This window comes from Streptomyces sp. NBC_01089 (genome assembly GCF_045162975.1).
Lineage (GTDB): Bacteria > Actinomycetota > Actinomycetes > Streptomycetales > Streptomycetaceae > Streptomyces.
On the sequence record NZ_CP108660.1, the window covers coordinates 283,667 to 300,475 of the forward strand.

17 protein-coding genes are annotated in these 16,809 nt (G+C 70.9%); 8 read left to right on the plus strand and 9 right to left on the minus strand.

Annotation, left to right across the window (positions count from 1 at the left end; translation table 11 throughout):
• Positions 1–72 precede the first annotated feature (72 nt).
• The 4 genes from OG510_RS01275 to OG510_RS01290 all read right to left on the minus strand — a co-directional run bounded on the left by OG510_RS01275 (position 73) and on the right by OG510_RS01290 (position 3,837).
• Positions 73–960 carry a hypothetical protein gene (locus tag OG510_RS01275; protein WP_406134759.1) on the minus strand — a complete coding sequence of 296 codons (888 nt, stop codon included), beginning with the start codon at positions 958–960 and terminating at the stop codon, positions 73–75.
• On the minus strand, positions 960–2,228 hold the full coding sequence (locus OG510_RS01280; RefSeq protein WP_406134760.1) for a VWA domain-containing protein: 1,269 nt from the start codon (positions 2,226–2,228) through the stop codon (positions 960–962). Before OG510_RS01280 ends, OG510_RS01275 begins: the two co-directional genes overlap by 1 nt.
• A gap of 122 nt (positions 2,229–2,350) precedes the next feature.
• A complete protein-coding gene (locus OG510_RS01285) occupies positions 2,351–2,962 on the minus strand; it encodes a hypothetical protein (protein ID WP_406134761.1) in 612 nt (203 codons plus the stop codon).
• A 56-nt stretch (positions 2,963–3,018) separates the two neighbouring features.
• Positions 3,019–3,837, minus strand: a complete 819-nt coding sequence (locus tag OG510_RS01290; RefSeq protein ID WP_406134762.1) for a methyltransferase domain-containing protein — start codon at positions 3,835–3,837, stop codon at positions 3,019–3,021.
• A gap of 219 nt (positions 3,838–4,056) precedes the next feature.
• On the opposite strand from OG510_RS01290, the gene OG510_RS01295 reads away from it, so the two are divergent.
• Positions 4,057–5,418 (plus strand): NAD(P)/FAD-dependent oxidoreductase, encoded by a 1,362-nt coding sequence (locus OG510_RS01295; RefSeq protein ID WP_406134763.1) that lies wholly within the window; start codon positions 4,057–4,059, stop codon positions 5,416–5,418.
• Positions 5,419–5,448: 30 nt separating this feature from the next.
• Here the strand turns inward: OG510_RS01295 and ligD are convergent, their stop codons facing one another.
• Positions 5,449–6,474 (minus strand): non-homologous end-joining DNA ligase, encoded by a 1,026-nt coding sequence (gene ligD, locus OG510_RS01300; protein WP_406134764.1) that lies wholly within the window; start codon positions 6,472–6,474, stop codon positions 5,449–5,451.
• Positions 6,475–6,548: 74 nt separating this feature from the next.
• Between ligD and OG510_RS01305 the strand changes: the two genes are divergently transcribed.
• The 5 genes from OG510_RS01305 (at position 6,549) to OG510_RS01325 (ending at position 11,374) form a co-directional block, all read left to right on the plus strand.
• Positions 6,549–7,613 carry an ATP-dependent DNA ligase gene (locus tag OG510_RS01305; RefSeq protein ID WP_406134765.1) on the plus strand — a complete coding sequence of 355 codons (1,065 nt, stop codon included), beginning with the start codon at positions 6,549–6,551 and terminating at the stop codon, positions 7,611–7,613.
• Positions 7,614–7,763: 150 nt separating this feature from the next.
• Positions 7,764–8,267, plus strand: a complete 504-nt coding sequence (locus tag OG510_RS01310) for a MarR family winged helix-turn-helix transcriptional regulator (RefSeq protein ID WP_406134766.1) — start codon at positions 7,764–7,766, stop codon at positions 8,265–8,267.
• Positions 8,268–8,506: 239 nt separating this feature from the next.
• The gene (locus OG510_RS01315) at positions 8,507–8,710 is read left to right on the plus strand and encodes a cold-shock protein (RefSeq protein WP_164265153.1); all 204 of its coding nucleotides are present in this window, start codon (positions 8,507–8,509) and stop codon (positions 8,708–8,710) included.
• Positions 8,711–9,081: 371 nt separating this feature from the next.
• Positions 9,082–10,626: a DEAD/DEAH box helicase gene (locus OG510_RS01320; RefSeq protein ID WP_406134767.1), complete on the plus strand. Its 1,545-nt coding sequence runs from the start codon at positions 9,082–9,084 to the stop codon at positions 10,624–10,626.
• 214 nt (positions 10,627–10,840) lie between these two features.
• Positions 10,841–11,374, plus strand: a complete 534-nt coding sequence (locus OG510_RS01325) for a cupin domain-containing protein (RefSeq protein ID WP_406134768.1) — start codon at positions 10,841–10,843, stop codon at positions 11,372–11,374.
• Positions 11,375–11,451: 77 nt separating this feature from the next.
• Here the strand turns inward: OG510_RS01325 and OG510_RS01330 are convergent, their stop codons facing one another.
• Positions 11,452–12,336 carry a glycoside hydrolase family 19 protein gene (locus OG510_RS01330; protein ID WP_406134769.1) on the minus strand — a complete coding sequence of 295 codons (885 nt, stop codon included), beginning with the start codon at positions 12,334–12,336 and terminating at the stop codon, positions 11,452–11,454.
• A 282-nt stretch (positions 12,337–12,618) separates the two neighbouring features.
• Here OG510_RS01330 and OG510_RS01335 point away from each other — a divergent pair, with 282 nt between their 5' ends.
• Positions 12,619–13,380, plus strand: coding sequence for an MgtC/SapB family protein (locus tag OG510_RS01335; protein ID WP_406134770.1), 762 nt, complete (start codon positions 12,619–12,621; stop codon positions 13,378–13,380).
• Between the two features lie 158 nt (positions 13,381–13,538).
• On the opposite strand, the gene OG510_RS01340 is transcribed toward OG510_RS01335, so the two are convergent.
• The 3 genes from OG510_RS01340 to OG510_RS01350 all read right to left on the minus strand — a co-directional run bounded on the left by OG510_RS01340 (position 13,539) and on the right by OG510_RS01350 (position 15,259).
• On the minus strand, positions 13,539–13,733 hold the full coding sequence (locus OG510_RS01340; protein ID WP_406134771.1) for an antitoxin: 195 nt from the start codon (positions 13,731–13,733) through the stop codon (positions 13,539–13,541).
• Between the two features lie 109 nt (positions 13,734–13,842).
• Positions 13,843–14,487 carry a DUF6629 family protein gene (locus OG510_RS01345; RefSeq protein WP_406134772.1) on the minus strand — a complete coding sequence of 215 codons (645 nt, stop codon included), beginning with the start codon at positions 14,485–14,487 and terminating at the stop codon, positions 13,843–13,845.
• A gap of 67 nt (positions 14,488–14,554) precedes the next feature.
• Complete coding sequence (locus OG510_RS01350) at positions 14,555–15,259, minus strand: YoaK family protein (RefSeq protein ID WP_406134773.1); 705 nt, start codon at positions 15,257–15,259, stop codon at positions 14,555–14,557.
• A 315-nt stretch (positions 15,260–15,574) separates the two neighbouring features.
• Between OG510_RS01350 and OG510_RS01355 the strand changes: the two genes are divergently transcribed.
• Positions 15,575–16,564: a PRC and DUF2382 domain-containing protein gene (locus tag OG510_RS01355; RefSeq protein WP_406134774.1), complete on the plus strand. Its 990-nt coding sequence runs from the start codon at positions 15,575–15,577 to the stop codon at positions 16,562–16,564.
• The last annotated feature ends 245 nt before the right edge of the window (positions 16,565–16,809 follow it).

The following is a 16,809-nucleotide window of genomic DNA, read 5'->3' on the forward strand; positions in this document are numbered from 1 at the left end:
CCGCTCCGCCTGACGCACCCGCGGCCGCTCCCCTGCCCGGCGCAGACGGCGCCGGGCAGGGGGCAACTGGTCTCAGATGCCCGGCGGGCGCCGGTAGGAGCGGCCGGGGCCGCGCGCCATCGAGTAGCCGGCGACGCCTGCGAGCGCGCCCAGGACTCCGCCGCCCACGGTCCAGATCCAGCGGTCGGACCACCAGCCCGACGACCAGCCGTCCTCCGGTTCGGCGGCGGTACCGGCGGGCGCCGCGGAGTCGGAGGTGTCCGAGCCGGACGAGGTGTCCGAGCCGGAAGCGGACGCGTCAGCGTCCGGAGTGTCCGAGGGGTCCGGCGCCGTGACCGCTGTCAGCGGGGACGCCAGCGAGCCGTCCACCGCGTGGGCTCCACCACTGTCGGATGCCTTGGCCACCACATCGGCCTGCACCGGCAGCCCCAGGTCCTCCTGCGGAAGGTCGAGGACCGTCAGCCTGATGTAGTAGCTGCCCGGCAGCGGGTCGTTCGCCCAGGGCTCCGCCCAGGACCTGACCGCACGCAGATGGCAGGTCAGGGTGACGGACGCGGCGTCCGCGGCCGCCACCCGGGTCTGGCTTCCGTAACGGCACGACTGCCGCCTGCGCAGCCCGTCGTAGACGTCGAGCTGCCAGGTCGATGCGCCGTGCCGTGCGGAGGCTTCCGGCAGTTTCACCGTGGCGTCGACCGTGGCCGACTGGCCCGCGTCGGCGGGAAAGACCCAGTACAGATAGTCGCCCGTCGAGGCGCTCGCGGTGGCGTGCTGGTCCTGCTTGACGGCGGTCGCCGTACGGAAGTCGGTGCCGGCCTGGGACGGTGCGCCGCTGCCGTCCGCCGACGAGGACGCGGACGCGGACGGCGACGGTGTCCGGGTGTCGGCTCCGGCGGCGCCGGCCCCGCCGAGGAGGGCCAGGCCGGCCAGGACGGTGAGCGGGAGTATCCGGTTGATCCGCATCAGTTGGTCCTCCCGGCGAAGCGCAAGCGTGAAATCCAGCCCCACAGCACGCCCGAGACCAGGCCGGTGAGGACGAGGACGCCGAGCAGCCACCAGCCGCGGCCGAGCCCGAAGGCGGCCACGTCGGCGGCGTCCTCGGGCGCGTCCACCACGGCGATGTTCAGTTCGACGGGCAGACCGGGTGTGGTCTTGACCGAGGGCGGCGCCGAGAAGGAGTTGCTGACCTGGAGGCAGACGGTCTCCGCCGCGGTCTGTGCGTCGTCCGAGTCGACGGACGGCTTCGGATAGCGCAGGCCCGTGGAGATGGCATCGGTGCGCCCGGTGCCCGACTCCTGTCCGCGGACGATCTCCCGCCCGTGGACGGTCAGTGCCCGCAGCAGCACGCCGTAGTCGTTGTTGACGGCACGGTCGGCCGCGACGCTGACGGATGCGCGCAGTTCCTGGCCGGGGCGGACGTCCACCCGGTACCAGCGGTGCTCGGCGAACTTCTCCCGGTCGCTGTAGAGACCGGCCTTGAGCTGCGGGGCGTTCGTGCAGCTGTCCGTGCCCTCGGTGGCCACCGGTGTGGTGACCGGGTCGGCGGCGCGGTCCACCAACTGCGTGACGCGCCCGGTGAGTTCATTGGTGTGGCGTACGGAGGTGTAGGTGCCGCCGGTGGCCTCGGCGATACAGGTCAGCTGCTTGCGGGTCTTGGCGTCGGGCACCAGGCCCAGTGTGTCGATGACGAGGTGGATGCCCTGGGCCGCGATGTCGCGTGCCACGACGCACGGGTCGAGCGGCGCGCAGGTGTCCTCCCCGTCGCTGATGAGGACGATACGGCGGGTGGCTTCGCCGCCCTTGAGGTCCCGGGCCGCCGCCTGGAGTGCGGGGCCGATGGGGGTCCAGCCGGTGGGCGCGAGCGTGGCGACCGCGGTCTTCGCCTCGGTACGGTCGAGCTGGCCGACCGGGTAGAGCTGACGGGTGTCCTTGCACCCGGTCCTGCGGTCGTCACCGGGGTAGTTGGCACCCAGCGTGCGTATACCCAGTTGCACCTGCTCGGGCACACCGTCGAGTACTTCGTTGAACGCCTGCTTGGCCGCTGTCATCCGCGAGCCGCCGTCGATGTCCCGCGTCCGCATCGAGCCACTGACGTCGAGCACCAACTCGACCTTGGGCGATGGCTTGCCGGACGGTTCATCGGCCGCGGAGGCGCCGGTGGGGAAGGTTCCGACGACCAGGGCAGCCAGGAGGGTGCACACCCCGGCCGCCAGCCGTTTTCTCATGATCATCACCGGATCGTACGGAGCCTGCCCCCATATCTCCAAAACGGTTCCCGGGGCGGGGAGTTCGGGCTGCCCGGACCGGCCGGAACCGGGTCCGGGCGAGGCCGCGGGACACCGGTACGGGGCGGTCAAGCCAGGACGAGCACGGCGGCCGTGGCCGCGCCGAGTGAGGCACCGGCGAGCGTCTGCGCGACGGAGTGGTAGGCGAGCGCGACCCGGGACCAGCAGACCGCGGCCACCAGCACGTATCCGGCGGTCCACCACGGCGCGTGGACGGCGGCCAGCATCGCGACGACCGCCGACGCCACCGCCGCGTCCACACTGATCTTCCATACGGTGTTGACCGCGAGCAGGACGACGGTCATGGCCCAGAGCGCGAGCATGGCCAGCAGCACACCCCGGGGTGCGCCGCCCGCGATCATCAGGGCCGCGCCCGTCCCGACCGATCCGAGGATGACGAGGAAGATCGGAGCGCGCTGCCTGCGGTCGACGACATGCCGGTCGCCCCAGGTGCCGCGCCGGCGCTCCCACTCGATGAACGCCGCCGGGACCAGCCCCGCGCACACGGCGCCGAGCAGACCCCAGAGGATTCCTGTCCAGTCCCCCGCCGCCGCGATGCCGATGCCGGTCATCCCCGCCAACAGGACGTTGCGTGGCTGGAGTACGTCGGTCACGGCACGGGCCACGGCCTCGCTGCTCGTACGGTCCCTCACGGCGTCGGTGCCGGCGTCGGTCTCCATGGACCCGCACGATACCGGCGAACGGGGCGGCGCCCGCTCCGACTGCGGCGCCGGGCTCAGCCCGGCCGGTGCGCGATGACGCCGAACATGGTGACCGACATGTGCAGGGCGCTGTGCTCGGCGGCCTCCGTGAGGTCCGCGTACAGCTGGTCGCGCTGCTGCTCCGAGATCAGTTCCCGCCGCACGGCCGTCTCACCGAGCATCCGGATGAGGGGCCAGCTGACCTTCCTGTGGTCCTGGATGAGCGCCTGGGAGCCGAGGTCGTCGATCTCCATCCCCACGGCGGCCAGTTGGCCGGTCAGCCTGCGCCCGGCACGCGGGTTGGCCGCTGTGGTCAGGGCGCCGCCGGTGAGGGCCGCCACCACATCCGGATCACCGGGGTGCAGGATCGTGGTGGCCCAGTCGGTGTCGATGAGGGCGACGCGCCCGCCGGGCCGCAGCACTCGCGCGATCTCCGCAGCCGCCCGGTCGGGTTCGGTGAGGTGCTGGAAGACCCGCTCGCACCAGACGACATCGGTGGCGGCGTCGCCCAGCGGGAGCGCGCAGGCGTCACCGGGTACGAAGCGGGCGCCGCTCCGCGCTTCGACCGCGCGGTGCCCGGCGACCGCCCGCAGCCCCGGGTTCGGCTCCACTCCGGTCGCCGAGCCGCTGTCGCCCACCGCTGCCGCGAGCACCTGGGTCTCCGAGCCGGTCCCGGACCCGATGTCGAGCGCGCGCTCACCGGGGCGTACGTCCAGCGCCCGGTGCGCCCATTCCCGCAGCCGGCGCACGCCCGCGTTCGCCGCCTGTACGTCGAGCGCACCGACCAGCCGGTCGGTGGCCGCGGGTGTGATGTTCTCCGAGTGGAACGCCGATGTCGGCCGTGAATCCCCCATACCGCCACTCTAGGACGTACCGGCCGGCCGGCGCCGCACACCGGGCGGAAACCCCCCGCGGGCACCCTTCCCGGGGTTTCAGCAGGCGGACTCTCCGCAGGCCCGCGAAGATGGGCTGTGCCAGGCAGCGGTCAGGACGCGATTCACACGTGGCGTCACCCGTCCCACGGGGCAGGCGGGGAGGGGACGACCGTGCAGACCTGAGAAGGGACGAACACCGTGGGACGACCCAGGATTCTCGTAGTGGGCGCAGGCTTCGCCGGAGTGGGGTGCGTACGCCGCCTGGAGCGGCAGCTCGCCCCCGGGGAGGCGGAGATCGCACTGGTGGCGCCGTTCTCCTACCAGCTCTATCTGCCGTTGCTGCCCCAGGTCGCTTCCGGCGTCCTCACCCCGCAGTCGGTCGCCGTTTCGCTGCGCCGAAGCCAGAAGCACCGCACCCGGATCATTCCCGGCGGGGCCATCGGGGTGGACACCAAGGCGAAGGTCTGCGTGATCCGCAAGATCACCGGCGAGATCGCCAATGAGCGCTACGACCGGATCGTGCTGTCCCCGGGCAGCATCACCCGTACGTTCGATATCCCGGGGCTCGTCGACAACGCCCGCGGGATGAAGACGCTCGCCGAGGCCGCGTACATCCGCGACCATGTGATCGCCCAGCTTGACCTGGCGGACGCCAGCCACGACGAGGCGGAGCGGGCGTCCCGGCTCCAGTTCGTGGTGGTCGGCGGCGGCTACGCGGGCACCGAGACGGCCGCCTGCCTGCAGCGCCTCACGACGAACGCCGTGAAGCACTACCCGCACATCGATCCGAAGCTGATCAAGTGGCATCTGATCGACATCGCCCCGAAGCTGATGCCGGAGCTGGGCGACAAGCTCGGGAACAGTGCGCTGAAGATCCTGCGCGAACGCGGTATCGAGGTCTCTCTCGGGGTGTCGATCGCCGAGGCCGGGGCGGACAAGGTGACCTTCACGGACGGCCGGGTCCTCCCGTGCCGCACGCTGATCTGGACGGCGGGTGTCGCGGCGAGTCCGCTGATCGGCACGCTGGGCGCCGAGACGGTACGCGGACGCCTGGCGGTGACGCCCGAGATGAACGTGCCGGGGCTCGACGGGGTGTACGCGCTCGGTGACGCCGCCGCCGTACCCGACCTCGCCAAGGGGGACGGTGCGGTCTGCCCGCCCACCGCACAGCACTCGATGCGCCAAGGACGCAGGCTCGCGGACAACATCGTCGCGTCGCTGCGCCACCAGCCGCTCCAGCCGTACGTGCACAAGGATCTGGGGCTCGTGGTCGACCTGGGCGGCAGGGACGCCGTCTCGAAGCCGCTCGGCATCGAGCTGCGCGGACTGTCGGCGCAGGCCGTGGCCCGCGGTTACCACTGGTCGGCGCTGCGTACCAATGTCGCCAAGACCCGGGTGATGACCAACTGGCTGATCAACGCCATCGCCGGGGACGACTTCGTACGCACCGGTTTCCAGTCGCAGAAGCCCGCCACCCTGCGGGACTTCGAGTACACCGACGCCTATCTCACCCCGGAGCAGGTGCGTGAGCACACCGCGTCGATGACGGCACGCGGCTGACGGACCCCGCTCCGCCGGACGTATCCCCTGCTATGCGTCGTGCTCCGAGTCGTGCCTGGCACGGCTCGGCTGTACGCGTTTGGGCTCGCCCGGCATCTTCGGGTACTCGGGCGGATAGGGGAGGTCGCCGAGGCCGCGGTCCCGCTCGTCCCTGTCGGCCAGCTCCAGCAGGGCGTCGAGGGAGAAACGGCGGTCGTCCATGTCCGCGTGCACGTCGCCCAGGTCCGCGTAGCGGTCCCGCATCGAGGCGATGTCGAAGTCGGCGGGGTGCGCGCTGTCGACCTCGTCCCAGCGCAGCGGCGCCGAGACCTGGGCGCGGGGGTGGGGGCGGACCGAGTAGGCGGAGGCGATGGTGCGGTCGCGGGCCGTCTGGTTGAAGTCGACGAAGATGCGCTCGCCCCGCTCCTCCTTCCACCAGGCCGTGGTCACCCGGTCCGGCATCCGGCGCTCCAGCTCGCGGCCGCATGCGATGACGGCCCGCCGTACCTCGGTGAAGGTCCACCGGGGCTCGATGGGCACGAAGAGATGGAGGCCGCGGCCGCCGGACGTCTTGGGCCAGCCGTGCAGACCGCCGAAGTCGTCGAGTACGGAGCGCATCTCGTGGGCCGCGCGCACGGAGTCGGCGAAGTCGGTGCCCGGCTGGGGGTCGAGGTCGATCCGCAGCTCGTCCGGGTGGTCCGGGTCCTGGCGGCGCACCGGCCAGGGGTGGAAGGTGAAGGTGGCGAACTGCGCGGCCCAGAGCACCGCGGCCGGCTCGGTGGGGCACATCTCGTCCGCGGTACGGCCGCTGGGAAAGGTGATGGTGCCGGTGGGGATCCAGTCCGGGAGGTTCTTGGGCGCGCGCTTCTGGTAGAAGGACTCGCCGTCCAGCCCGTCCGGGTAGCGCTGGAGTGTGGTGGGGCGGTCGCGCAGGGCCCGGGTGATGCCCGCGCCGACCTCGATGTAGTACTGGGCCAGGTCGAGCTTCGTGAAGCCCCGTTCCGGGAAGTAGATCTTGTCGGGACTGGAGAGCCGTACCGTGCGCCCCCCTGCTTCGAGCTCCACTGCTGCACCCATGCGCGTCACGGTAAGCGCAGGGTGCCCACTTCGCATATCGGGCGGATCACGGCGTGCGGCCGCAGAATCCGAGTATGGATCTGCCTGTTCTGCCGCCCGTCAGGCCCATGCTCGCCAAGTCCGTGAAGAAGATCCCGCCCGGTATGCAGTACGAGGGCAAGTGGGACGGATTCCGGGCGATCGTCTTCCGGGACGGCCCGGAGGTCGAACTGACCAGCCGTACGGGCAAATCGCTCACCAGGTACTTTCCCGAGCTGGCGGAGGCGCTGCTGGGGAACGTCCCCGAGCGGTGCGTCCTGGACGGCGAGATCGTCATCACCCGCGACGGCCGGCTGGACTTCGACGCGCTCACCGAGCGGATCCATCCCGCGGCGTCCCGGGTGAAGCTGCTCGCCGAACGGACCCCCGCGTCGTTCATCGCGTTCGACCTGCTGGCCGTGGGCGACGAGTCGCTGATGGCCACCGAGCAGTCCGTCAGGCGCGAGCGGCTGACCGCGGCACTGTCCGCGGCCGGGCCGCCGGTGCACCTGGCGCCCGCCACGACCGACGCTTCGGTGGCCGACGCCTGGTTCCACACGTTCGAGGGCGCGGGTCTCGACGGTGTGGTGGCGAAGCCGCTCGGCCTGCCGTATCTGCCCAACGAGCGCGCGATGTACAAGATCAAGCACGAGCGCACGGCAGATGTCGTCGTGGCGGGCTACCGCCTCCACCGGTCGGGCCCGGTCGTCGGGTCACTGCTCCTCGGCCTGTACGACGGCGAGGGCGTACTCCAGCACGTGGGGGTGTGCGCGGCGTTCTCCATGAAGCGCCGGGCGGAACTCGTCACCGAGCTGGAACCCCTGCGTATGGAGTCGACCGACGGCCATCCGTGGGCCGCGTGGGCGCAGGAGACCGCGCACGAGACGGCGCGGCTGCCGGGAGCGCCCAGCCGCTGGAGCGGCAAGAAGGATCTGTCGTGGATTCCGCTGCGGCCCGAGCGGGTGCTGGAGGTGGCGTACGACCACATGGAGAACGGCGTACGGTTCCGGCACACCACCCAGTGGCGGCGGTGGCGCCCGGACCGGTCCCCGCTGAGCTGCACCTACGCCCAGCTCGATGAACCGGCCGGCCCCGGTCTCGCGGACATCCTCAACGCCTGAACGCCCGCGGCGCCGCCGTCGGGTGCGCGGTGCCCGGCCGCAGGTACTTGCAGGCGCCGCTTACTTGCAGGCGCGTTATGGTTGTCCGCGCGGAGACACAGGCACCCGGGTCGACAACCGTCCGGGTGGCTCCCGCCCGAGGAGGTACCGATGACCGCGACGGACCCGGCGATGACCGCCCTGAGCCAGAGCTGGTGCGCCCTCTCGCTGCTGCACGGAAGGATCGAGGCGCATATCGAGCGCGCTCTCCAGGCCGGCCATGGGCTGAGCGTGCGCGAGTACTCCCTGCTCGACGTCCTGAGCCGCCAGCACGACGGCGAGGGCGGCCATCTGCAGATGAAGCAGGTCGCCGACGCGGTGGTGCTCAGCCACTCCGCCACCACCCGGCTCGTCACCAGGCTGGAGGACCGGGGTCTGCTCTCCAGGTATCTCTGCCCCACCGACCGGCGCGGCATCTACACCGATGTCACAGCGGCCGGCGCGCTGCTTCTGGCACAGGCCCGCCCCACGAACGAAGCGGCCCTGCGTACCGCTCTCGACCGGGCGGCGGCCGATCCCGAGCTGGCACCGCTCGTCAGGGCGGTCGAGCCCTGGAAGCGGTGGAGGCCGGAAATTAATTTTCCGCCAGGAAGGAATAACTCCACGATGTGTTGATTTTCCGCGACCCGGGCGTCCACCGGGAAAATCTGCCACGCATCGCGGTGCTCAGCGTGCTACTGTCGTTACCAGTTGCAGTTGTGGTTCCCAAAGACTTCAAGTGCTCTCACTGGCTTTCTGTGCCGGTGGGCGCACTTTTGTATTTCCGGTTCATTCCGGACGTGGTAATCATCGCGGCGACGTGGGGTTCGCACAGTGCGGGCCTCCGGGCATTTTGCCCCGAAGGAGAGTTTCACATGGCATCTGGCACCGTTAAGTGGTTCAACGCGGAAAAGGGCTTCGGCTTCATCGAGCAGGAGGGTGGCGGCGCTGACGTCTTCGCCCACTACTCGAACATCGCCGCCCAGGGCTTCCGCGAGCTCCAGGAAGGCCAGAAGGTGACCTTCGACGTCACGCAGGGCCAGAAGGGCCCGCAGGCCGAGAACATCGTTCCCGCCTGACGCATGACACGCAGCTGGGGCCCGCACCTTGGGGTGCGGGCCCCAGCTCGTTGCTTTTTCGGGCTTCGCCCGGTTCCCTGTTACGGTTCCGGAGAGGCCCCGTAACCAGGTGCGCATCGCAGCCCCGCTGGGCAGGGTGCGCGGCCCGTCGCTTCCGCAGGACGGACGAGGGCCCGCCTGAACCCCTGTACGCCGGTACACCAGCCGCCTCTGTTCGGCAGTTTCCGGCCGTTTCGAACTCACCGCCCCGGCTTTTCCCCGATCAGCCCGGCCTTGATTTCGTTCTTCACTTCGGCTCGTTCTTGCGATTCTTCGGCCCATGCCCGCTGCCGAGAATTCCTCGATACGTGCCACATCGAGGAAGGATCCATATGGACCGCACAGCACGCACGAACGACCGTTACTCGCGTACCCGCACCGGTGGTGGCGCCGGTTCCGGCAGGGGCGGCTTCCGCTCCCAGGCGCCGAGCCGCTCCGGTGGCTCAGGTCGCTCCGGTGGCCCCAACCGCTCCGGTGGCCGCGGCCGCAAGCCCGCGCAGCAGGGCGAATTCGCACTGCCCGTCACGATCACCCCTGCACTGCCCCCGGCGGCCTCGTTCGCCGATATGGAGCTGCCGCCCGAGCTGCTGAAGATGCTCACCAGCCTGGGCATGAACGAGCCGTTCCCGATCCAGTCCGCCACGCTGCCGAACTCGCTGGCCGGCCGGGACGTCCTGGGACGCGGCCGCACCGGATCGGGCAAGACGCTCGCCTTCGGTCTCGGCATGCTCGTCCGTACCGCGGGTCAGCGCGCCCAGCCGCGCCAGCCGCTGGCCCTGGTCCTCGTACCCACCCGTGAGCTGGCCCAGCAGGTCACCGACGCGCTCACCCCGTACGCCAGGTCGCTGCGGCTGCGGCTGGCCACCGTGGTGGGCGGTATGTCGATCGGCAGGCAGGCGAGCGCGCTGCGGGGCGGCGCCGAGATCGTCGTCGCGACGCCCGGCCGGCTCAAGGACCTCATCGAGCGCGGCGACTGCCGGCTCGACCAGGTCAACATCACGGTGCTGGACGAGGCCGACCAGATGGCCGACATGGGCTTCATGCCGCAGGTCACCGAACTGCTCGACCAGGTGCGCCCCGACGGACAGCGCATGCTGTTCTCGGCCACCCTGGACCGCAATGTCGACCTGCTGGTCCGCCGCTATCTGCACGACCCGGTGGTCCACTCCGTCGACCCCTCCGCGGGTGCGGTGACCACGATGGAGCACCACCTGCTGCACATCCACGGGTCCGACAAGTACGCGACGACCACCGAGATCGCCGCGCGTGACGGCCGGGTGCTGATGTTCCTGGACACCAAGCACGCCGTGGACCAGCTGACCAAGCACCTGCTGAACAGCGGTGTACGGGCCGCAGCGCTGCACGGCGGGAAGTCCCAGCCGCAGCGCACCCGGACCCTGGCGCAGTTCAAGACGGGCCATGTCACGGTGCTGGTGGCGACCAATGTCGCGGCCCGCGGTATCCATGTGGACAACCTCGACCTGGTGGTCAACGTCGACCCGCCCAGCGACCACAAGGACTACCTGCACCGCGGTGGCCGTACGGCACGGGCCGGCGAGTCCGGCAGCGTCGTCACCCTGGTACTGCCCAACCAGCGGCGTGAGATGAGCCGGCTGATGGCCGACGCCGGTATCACCCCGAAGGTCGCCCAGGTGCGGTCGGGGGAGGCCGAGCTGAGCCGTATCACCGGCGCCCAGGCGCCCTCGGGTGTCCCGGTCACCGTCTCATCGCCGGTCGCCGAGCGCACCAAGGGCAGCCCCTCGTCGGCCCGCGGCCGGCGCAGCCGCCCCGCCCAGGCCCGCCGCACCGCCGGCGCCCCCCGTGGCCGGTCCGGCAATCCGCCGCAGCAGTCGTCCTCGTACAAGAACGTCGCCTGACGGACGCCCCGCACGGGGTGTCCCGCCGATCGCCGCTCCGCACTCCGCGGGGCGGCGATCGGGCTTTCTCCGAGCGGACGCCCCTGTACGGAGCGGTACCGGGCAGTTGGGCGGTGGCCGGTGTGCCGTGCCAACCGGTCCCGTCTTGACTTCCGTTCGCCGGGCTCCCTACGGTCGCGGCCGGCACCGGTCCCTATCGAAGAGCAGGAATCCCATGGCCTCGCAACCTCCTCCCGCCGACGGCGGCGCTCCCCCGGCGGGACACGACGCGTTCCATCCCGACTTCACCGCCGGTGACGCCGACAGGGGCCCAGGGCCGCTGCGCTCCAGGCTGCACCATGTGCGCGCCGGGTCCCTCGACGACGGGACCGCGCAGAGCGACGGTATGCGGCGGTTCGCGGCGATCAGCGGGAAGACGGTCGGTTCGGAGCGCATCTGGATGGGCGAGACGCATGTCGCCCCGGACACGGCGTCGTCCAACCACCATCACGGTGCGTCGGAGACGGCCATTCATGTGGTCGAGGGGCACCCGGAGTTCGTCTTTCTCGACGATGCCGGCGGGGCCCCCGAGGAGGTAAGGATCCGGACCGCGCCGGGTGACTACATCTTCGTACCGCCGTATGTGCCGCACCGGGAGGAGAATCCGAGCCCCGGCGAGACCGCTGTCGTCGTCATCGCCCGGAGCACCCAGGAAGCCGTGGTGGTGAACCTTCCCGAGCTGTACGTGCTGGGTGAACCGCCCGCCTGATCGCGGCCCTTCGTCCCGGCGGGGCGGGACACCTGTGGGTGTCCCGCCCCGCCGGACCGTTCCGTGTGCGCCGCCGGTCAGCAGCTGAGGTTGGATCCCGGGGTTGTGCCCAGGATCTGGACGAAGCTCTGGTAGCTGTCGATGCGGCTCTGCACCTGCGCCGGGTTGCCGCCGTCACATTCGATGCTGCCGTTGATGCTGCGGATGGTCTGGCCGAAGCCGGCGCCGTTGACCATGGCGTTGTGCGGGGTCATCGTGCCGGGGCCGGTCTGGGTGTTCCAGTACCAGAGGCCGGTCTTCCAGGCCACGGCCGGGTCGGTCTCCACCAGGCTCGGGTTGTTGAGCAGGTCGATGCCCAGCGCGTCGCCCGCCGCCTTGTAGTTGAAGTTCCAGCTGAGCTGGATCGGCCCCCTGCCGTAGTAGGACGCCTGGCCCGCGGGGCATCCGTAGGGCTGTGACGTGTCGCAGTAGTGGGGGTAGTTGGAGGTGTCCTGCTCGACGACGTAGACGAGACCGCCGGTCTCATGGCTGACGTTCGCGAGGAACGCGGCGGCCTCCTGGCGCTTGACCGTGTCGCTGCCGGTGTTCGCGAAGGCCGGGTAGGCGCTCAGCGCCGCGGTCAGCCCGCTGTAGGTGTAGAAGGAATTGCGGTTCGGGAACATCTGGTTGAACTGCGCCTCGCTGACGACGAAGTCGGAGTCCACGGGCGGTGTGGTGGTGCCGTCACCACAGGCGCCCTGGTCCGACCAGACGTCGGCGGAGCCTGGGGTCTCGTTCTGGGTCCACCACTGCGCCGACCAGTTGTGCCCGTTGTGCGAGGCGACCAGTCCGCCCGTATAGACGGAAGAGGAATTCCAGGCCGCGGCGCACGTCGCGGCCGAGGCCGGCGTCATCGGCAGGAAGACAGCGAATCCGACGGCCGCCACCAGGGCGGTGAGCAGAGCCGTGAGGCGTCGTGACACGTGATCACTCCTTCGCGCGGCCATCGCGACAACGATGTCCGCTTGTGGGGGTGAGGGCACTCAAGCCTGATTGGTCTGGACCTGTCAAGAGCGCGGTCGCATACTGGTGCACAGACCGGTCCTCAGACTCACGTACGGATCCGTGCGCGGACTCGTGTACGGAGCGGTGTCGAGACCCGTGTACGGACCCGGGTACGGGCGGGTGTGCCGTGGCGGCGACGGACGTCAGCAGGCGAGGCCGTAGGGTCGGAGCTGTTGTTCCAGCACGGTATGGAGGGTCTGTTGCACGCTGTAGCCACGCCCCTGTTCGACCCCGGAGCGGGCCAGGGGGCACGTCAGTTCGCCGAACTCGGCCTGGCCCTTCTGCTGTCGACTCTCATCGGCGCCGAACGGGCCACCCGGCAGAAGAGCGCCGGACTGCGCACCCACACTCTGGTCGGTGTGGGCAGCGCGCTGTTCATGGAGGTGTCGCAGCACGGGTTCAACGCGGTCCTCGCGCTGCACAACGTCTCCTTCGACCCGTCACGGGTGGCCGCCCAGGTCGTCTCCGGCATCGGATTCATCGGCGGCGGGCTCATCTTCGTACGCCGGGACGCCGTACGCGGGCTGACCACCGCGGCCACCGTCTGGCTCACCTGTGCCATCGGCATGGCGTGCGGCGGCGGGCTGCCGCTCCTGGCGATCGGCGCGACCATGGTCCACTTCCTGGTGGTCCACGGATACTCCTGGGTGACGCGCCGCATCCCGTCGATCGCGACCACGGAGCAGACCCGGCTGCACCTCGCGTACACGATCGGCACCAGCGTGCTGACCAGGATCCTGGAGCGGGCAACGAGCAAGGGGTTCCAGGTCGTTCAGGTGCGGGTGGACCGCGCGGACGGCAAGGCTCCGGAGGACACCGAGCTCAGACATGACGAGGCGGGGACGGCCTTCGTCCATATGGACATCGAGGGGACGGGCAGCGTCCATCAGCTGGTGGCGGAACTCTCCGAGTTCGAGGGCGTGCTGAGTGTCTCGTCCATCAAGGGCGAACTCGCCGACTGAGCGGGCTGATCCGCCCACGGGCCGCCTGGGCGGCTGTTTCCCGGCCGGGACACACAGCGGCCCCGGGTGGTGAGGCCCGGCTCCGCGGACCTCACCGCCCGGGGCCGGAGCCGCCGTGAGCAGCGAGCGAGATGGGTGGGGCGAGAGGTGGGGCGCGGTCAGGACTTGGGCGGTTCGTTCTGGTCGCCGTTCGCCCCGAACCGGTTCTTGAGCTGGTCCTGTCCGGTGTCGACCTGGCTCTTGTACTTGCCGCCGGTCTTCTTGTCGACGGCGTCTCCTGCCTTGTCGACCCCCTTCCCGACCTGGCTTTCGTGGCCCTTCATCATCTGCTTCAGCTTGTCCATCATGGACATGAGTCGTCCTCCTCGCAGCGGTTCCCCCTCCACTCCAGGGTGTGCGCACTTGGCCGGGTCCGCATCCCGGCCGGGTGCCGGACGCCGGATCCGCGGCCTTGGGGCCGCTTCAGGGGGTACGGAGTCCGGGGGTACGGGCGGGCTTTCCCGGGCCCCTGCGGACCCAGCCGACCATGAGGACCGCGCTGACCGCGGCGAAGGCGCACCAGGTGGAGACGTACTCCAGCTTCCAGAGCAGGAAGCAGATCAGTGCCCCCGCACCGACGAGCGCGCCGATGAGCCTCAGCAGCGGGTCCGTTGTGAGCAGCAGGGCTCCGACCGTGGCCAGCAGATATCCGGCGACGACGAGCCCGGGAAGCGGCAGGTCGACCACGTATCCGACGGTGTGGCCGCGGACTTCGGCGGTGACCGGACGGACAGCGATACAGACCGCAAGGACGGCGGCCGTGGCGATTCCGGCCGCGAGAGGCAGCAACAGACGGCGGGGCGCCGGGTTCGGTGCGGCGAGCAGTACGCCGCAGGGCACCCAGAGGGCCAGCAGGGGCATGGCGACGACGGCCCATGCCGTGGTGGCCGGGCCGGCGCCGCCCCCGGAGTGCCAGACGGCCGCCTCGATGAGCTGATGCGTTCCGAGGAGCAACGGCAGTGCGGCCAGGGGCAGATCCCGCGCCCGGCGCACCTGTGCCAGGCAGACCACGCCGATCGCCGCGATGCCGGAGCCCGCCACCAGGTCGGCCGTCGCACTCCAGCACATGGCGCCTCCTGGCACGGGAACTTCGGAATCGGTGGCGGGCCGGTGCCCGGTTGTGCGGGGCGGCCTGTCACGGCTGCGCCGCGCGGGGTCCGGCCGACAGGGCGAGCGCCAGGGCTCCCGCGGCGCACACCGGTGGCGGCAGCGCGGCCCAGGCCGGTGCCCAGGTCCGGAGTGCGGCGGCGCCGACCGCGCCGGCGAGCAGCGCGGCGAGCCTGCTGCCGGCCGGGCGCCCGCCCGAGGGATCGGTCAGCAGGGAGCTGAGCGTCCCGGTGAAGTACGTCGTCGGCGCGCCGGCGGGACCGGCGGCGAACATGGCGGCGGTCTGGAGGCCCATCGCCACGGACAGTACGGCGATCAACGCGGCACGCCCGTCGCCGTCCGGGTGGCCTCCGACGGCCGCCCATGCCACCCCTACCGCGGCGAGGAGGGCGACTTCGACCGCGAGACAGCCGAACACTCCCCGGCTCCAGTCGGCGCCCGATACGTCGTCCGCCGTGGCCGCATCCCGTCCGCCGCCGGGCCGCGTACGGCAGAAGCGGCCCGCGACGAGCACGGCGGCCCCGAACCCGCTGAGCGCGACCAGCGGATACACGGCGTCGCCCGGTGATCCGCTGCCGAGCCCGATGGCCAGCAGGATCAGATTGCCGGTCATCACTCCGGCGAAGACATGGCCGAGGGCGATGAAGGCCAGCGCGTCGACGGCTCCCGCGGCGGCCGCCAGCAGGGGCAGCACGGCCACGGCGGACAGCCTGGCGGCGCGTGTCTTCAGCAAGATCGACCTCCGGAACCATGCTCGCCGCAATCACCGCCCCGCACAACGGCACCCGGCGGAACCGGCCGGTGCGATGAGGGGTCCAGGGGGCCGGGGCGCACCCTCCAGGTTCACCCGTTCGGCGTAATGGGTGGCTGTCTTCACGAACCCGGCGTCAGGGCGTGCCCACCGCCCTGTCCAGGCTTTCCGGCAGTCGGCACCGTCCATTCGTGTTGCCGGGAGGCGGCAAGGAGCACCCGATGGAAGAACGCGTGCAATCCGCGGGCGGTGGCCGTCCGAGCCTCTGCCGGACCACGTAAAAGGGAGTGATCACAGATGGCAGCCGACTTCCGCAGCCCCGATGAGCTGACCGGTTTGATGGTCTACGACATCACCGGGGACAAGATCGGCGGCGTCGAGCAGGTCTACCTCGACGACCAGAGTGGCCGCCCCGAGTGGGCGACCGTGAAGACCGGCCTGTTCGGCACCAAGGAAACCTTCATCCCGCTCGAAGGTGCCCGGCGTGAGGAGAACGCCCTGCACATCCCCCACGCCAAGGAGCTCGTCAAGGACGCCCCGCGGCTCGACGCCGAACAGCACCTTGATCTCGCCCAGGAGCAGGAGCTGTACCAGCACTACGGCCTCACCCACCCGGGACAGTCCGCCGGGGCCCCTGAGGCGGCGGGCGCGGCGGGAGCCGCGGGGGCTGCGGGCGCTGCCGGGGCCGCGAACAAGAAGGCGGCGGGGCCGATGCACGGTGAGGCCGCGGACACCGCGGGCACCCGGCGCACGACGACAGGCCAGGCCGGTACGGGCAGCCGTGACGCACAGGGCGGCATGTACGGCGGGACCAACGCCCCCGCTGACACCGCCGCCGGTGCCAGGGGCGTCCCTGCGGGCGTGGGTTCGCGTGCGTCGATGGCCGAGAACGAGGAGCTGATCCGCTCCGAGGAGCAGCTGCGGGTCGGCACCGAGGAGCATGTCTCGGGCCGTGCACGGCTGCGCAAGGTGGTGGTCACCGAGAACGTGACGACCACGGTCCCGGTCAGTCACGAAGAGGTCCACGTCGTACGCGAGCCCATCAAGGAGGGCGACCGCACCAGCGCGGGCCGCGCCCGGATCGGCGAGGCCGAGTCGGAGGTGATCCTGCACGCCGAGGAGCCCGTGGTCAGCAAGGAGGCCGTGGCCGTCGAGCGGGTACGGATGGAGACCGAGAAGGTCACCGAGCAGAAGGAAGTCTCCGCCGAGGTCCGCAAGGAGCAGATCCAGTACGACGACGGCCACGCCGCGAAGGAGCGTGGGGACACGGAGGGCACCGGGCACTGAAGCCGCGGGCCCGGCGCGTTCCGGACGCGGCTGGGGCGCGGCCGGCCCGGCCCGGCAGAGGGCGGTGTGTCTCCCCCGTGGAGACACACCGCCCTCTGCCGACTGCCGTCCTCTGCTGAGGGCCGTCCTGCTGTGTGCCGCCCTCTGCGGACTGCCGTCCTTCTGCTGTGTGCCGGGGGCTCGGGTGCTCCGTACGGACGCCTACGCTGGAACGGGCCGGCCGGAGCGAAGACCGGCCCGCCGGC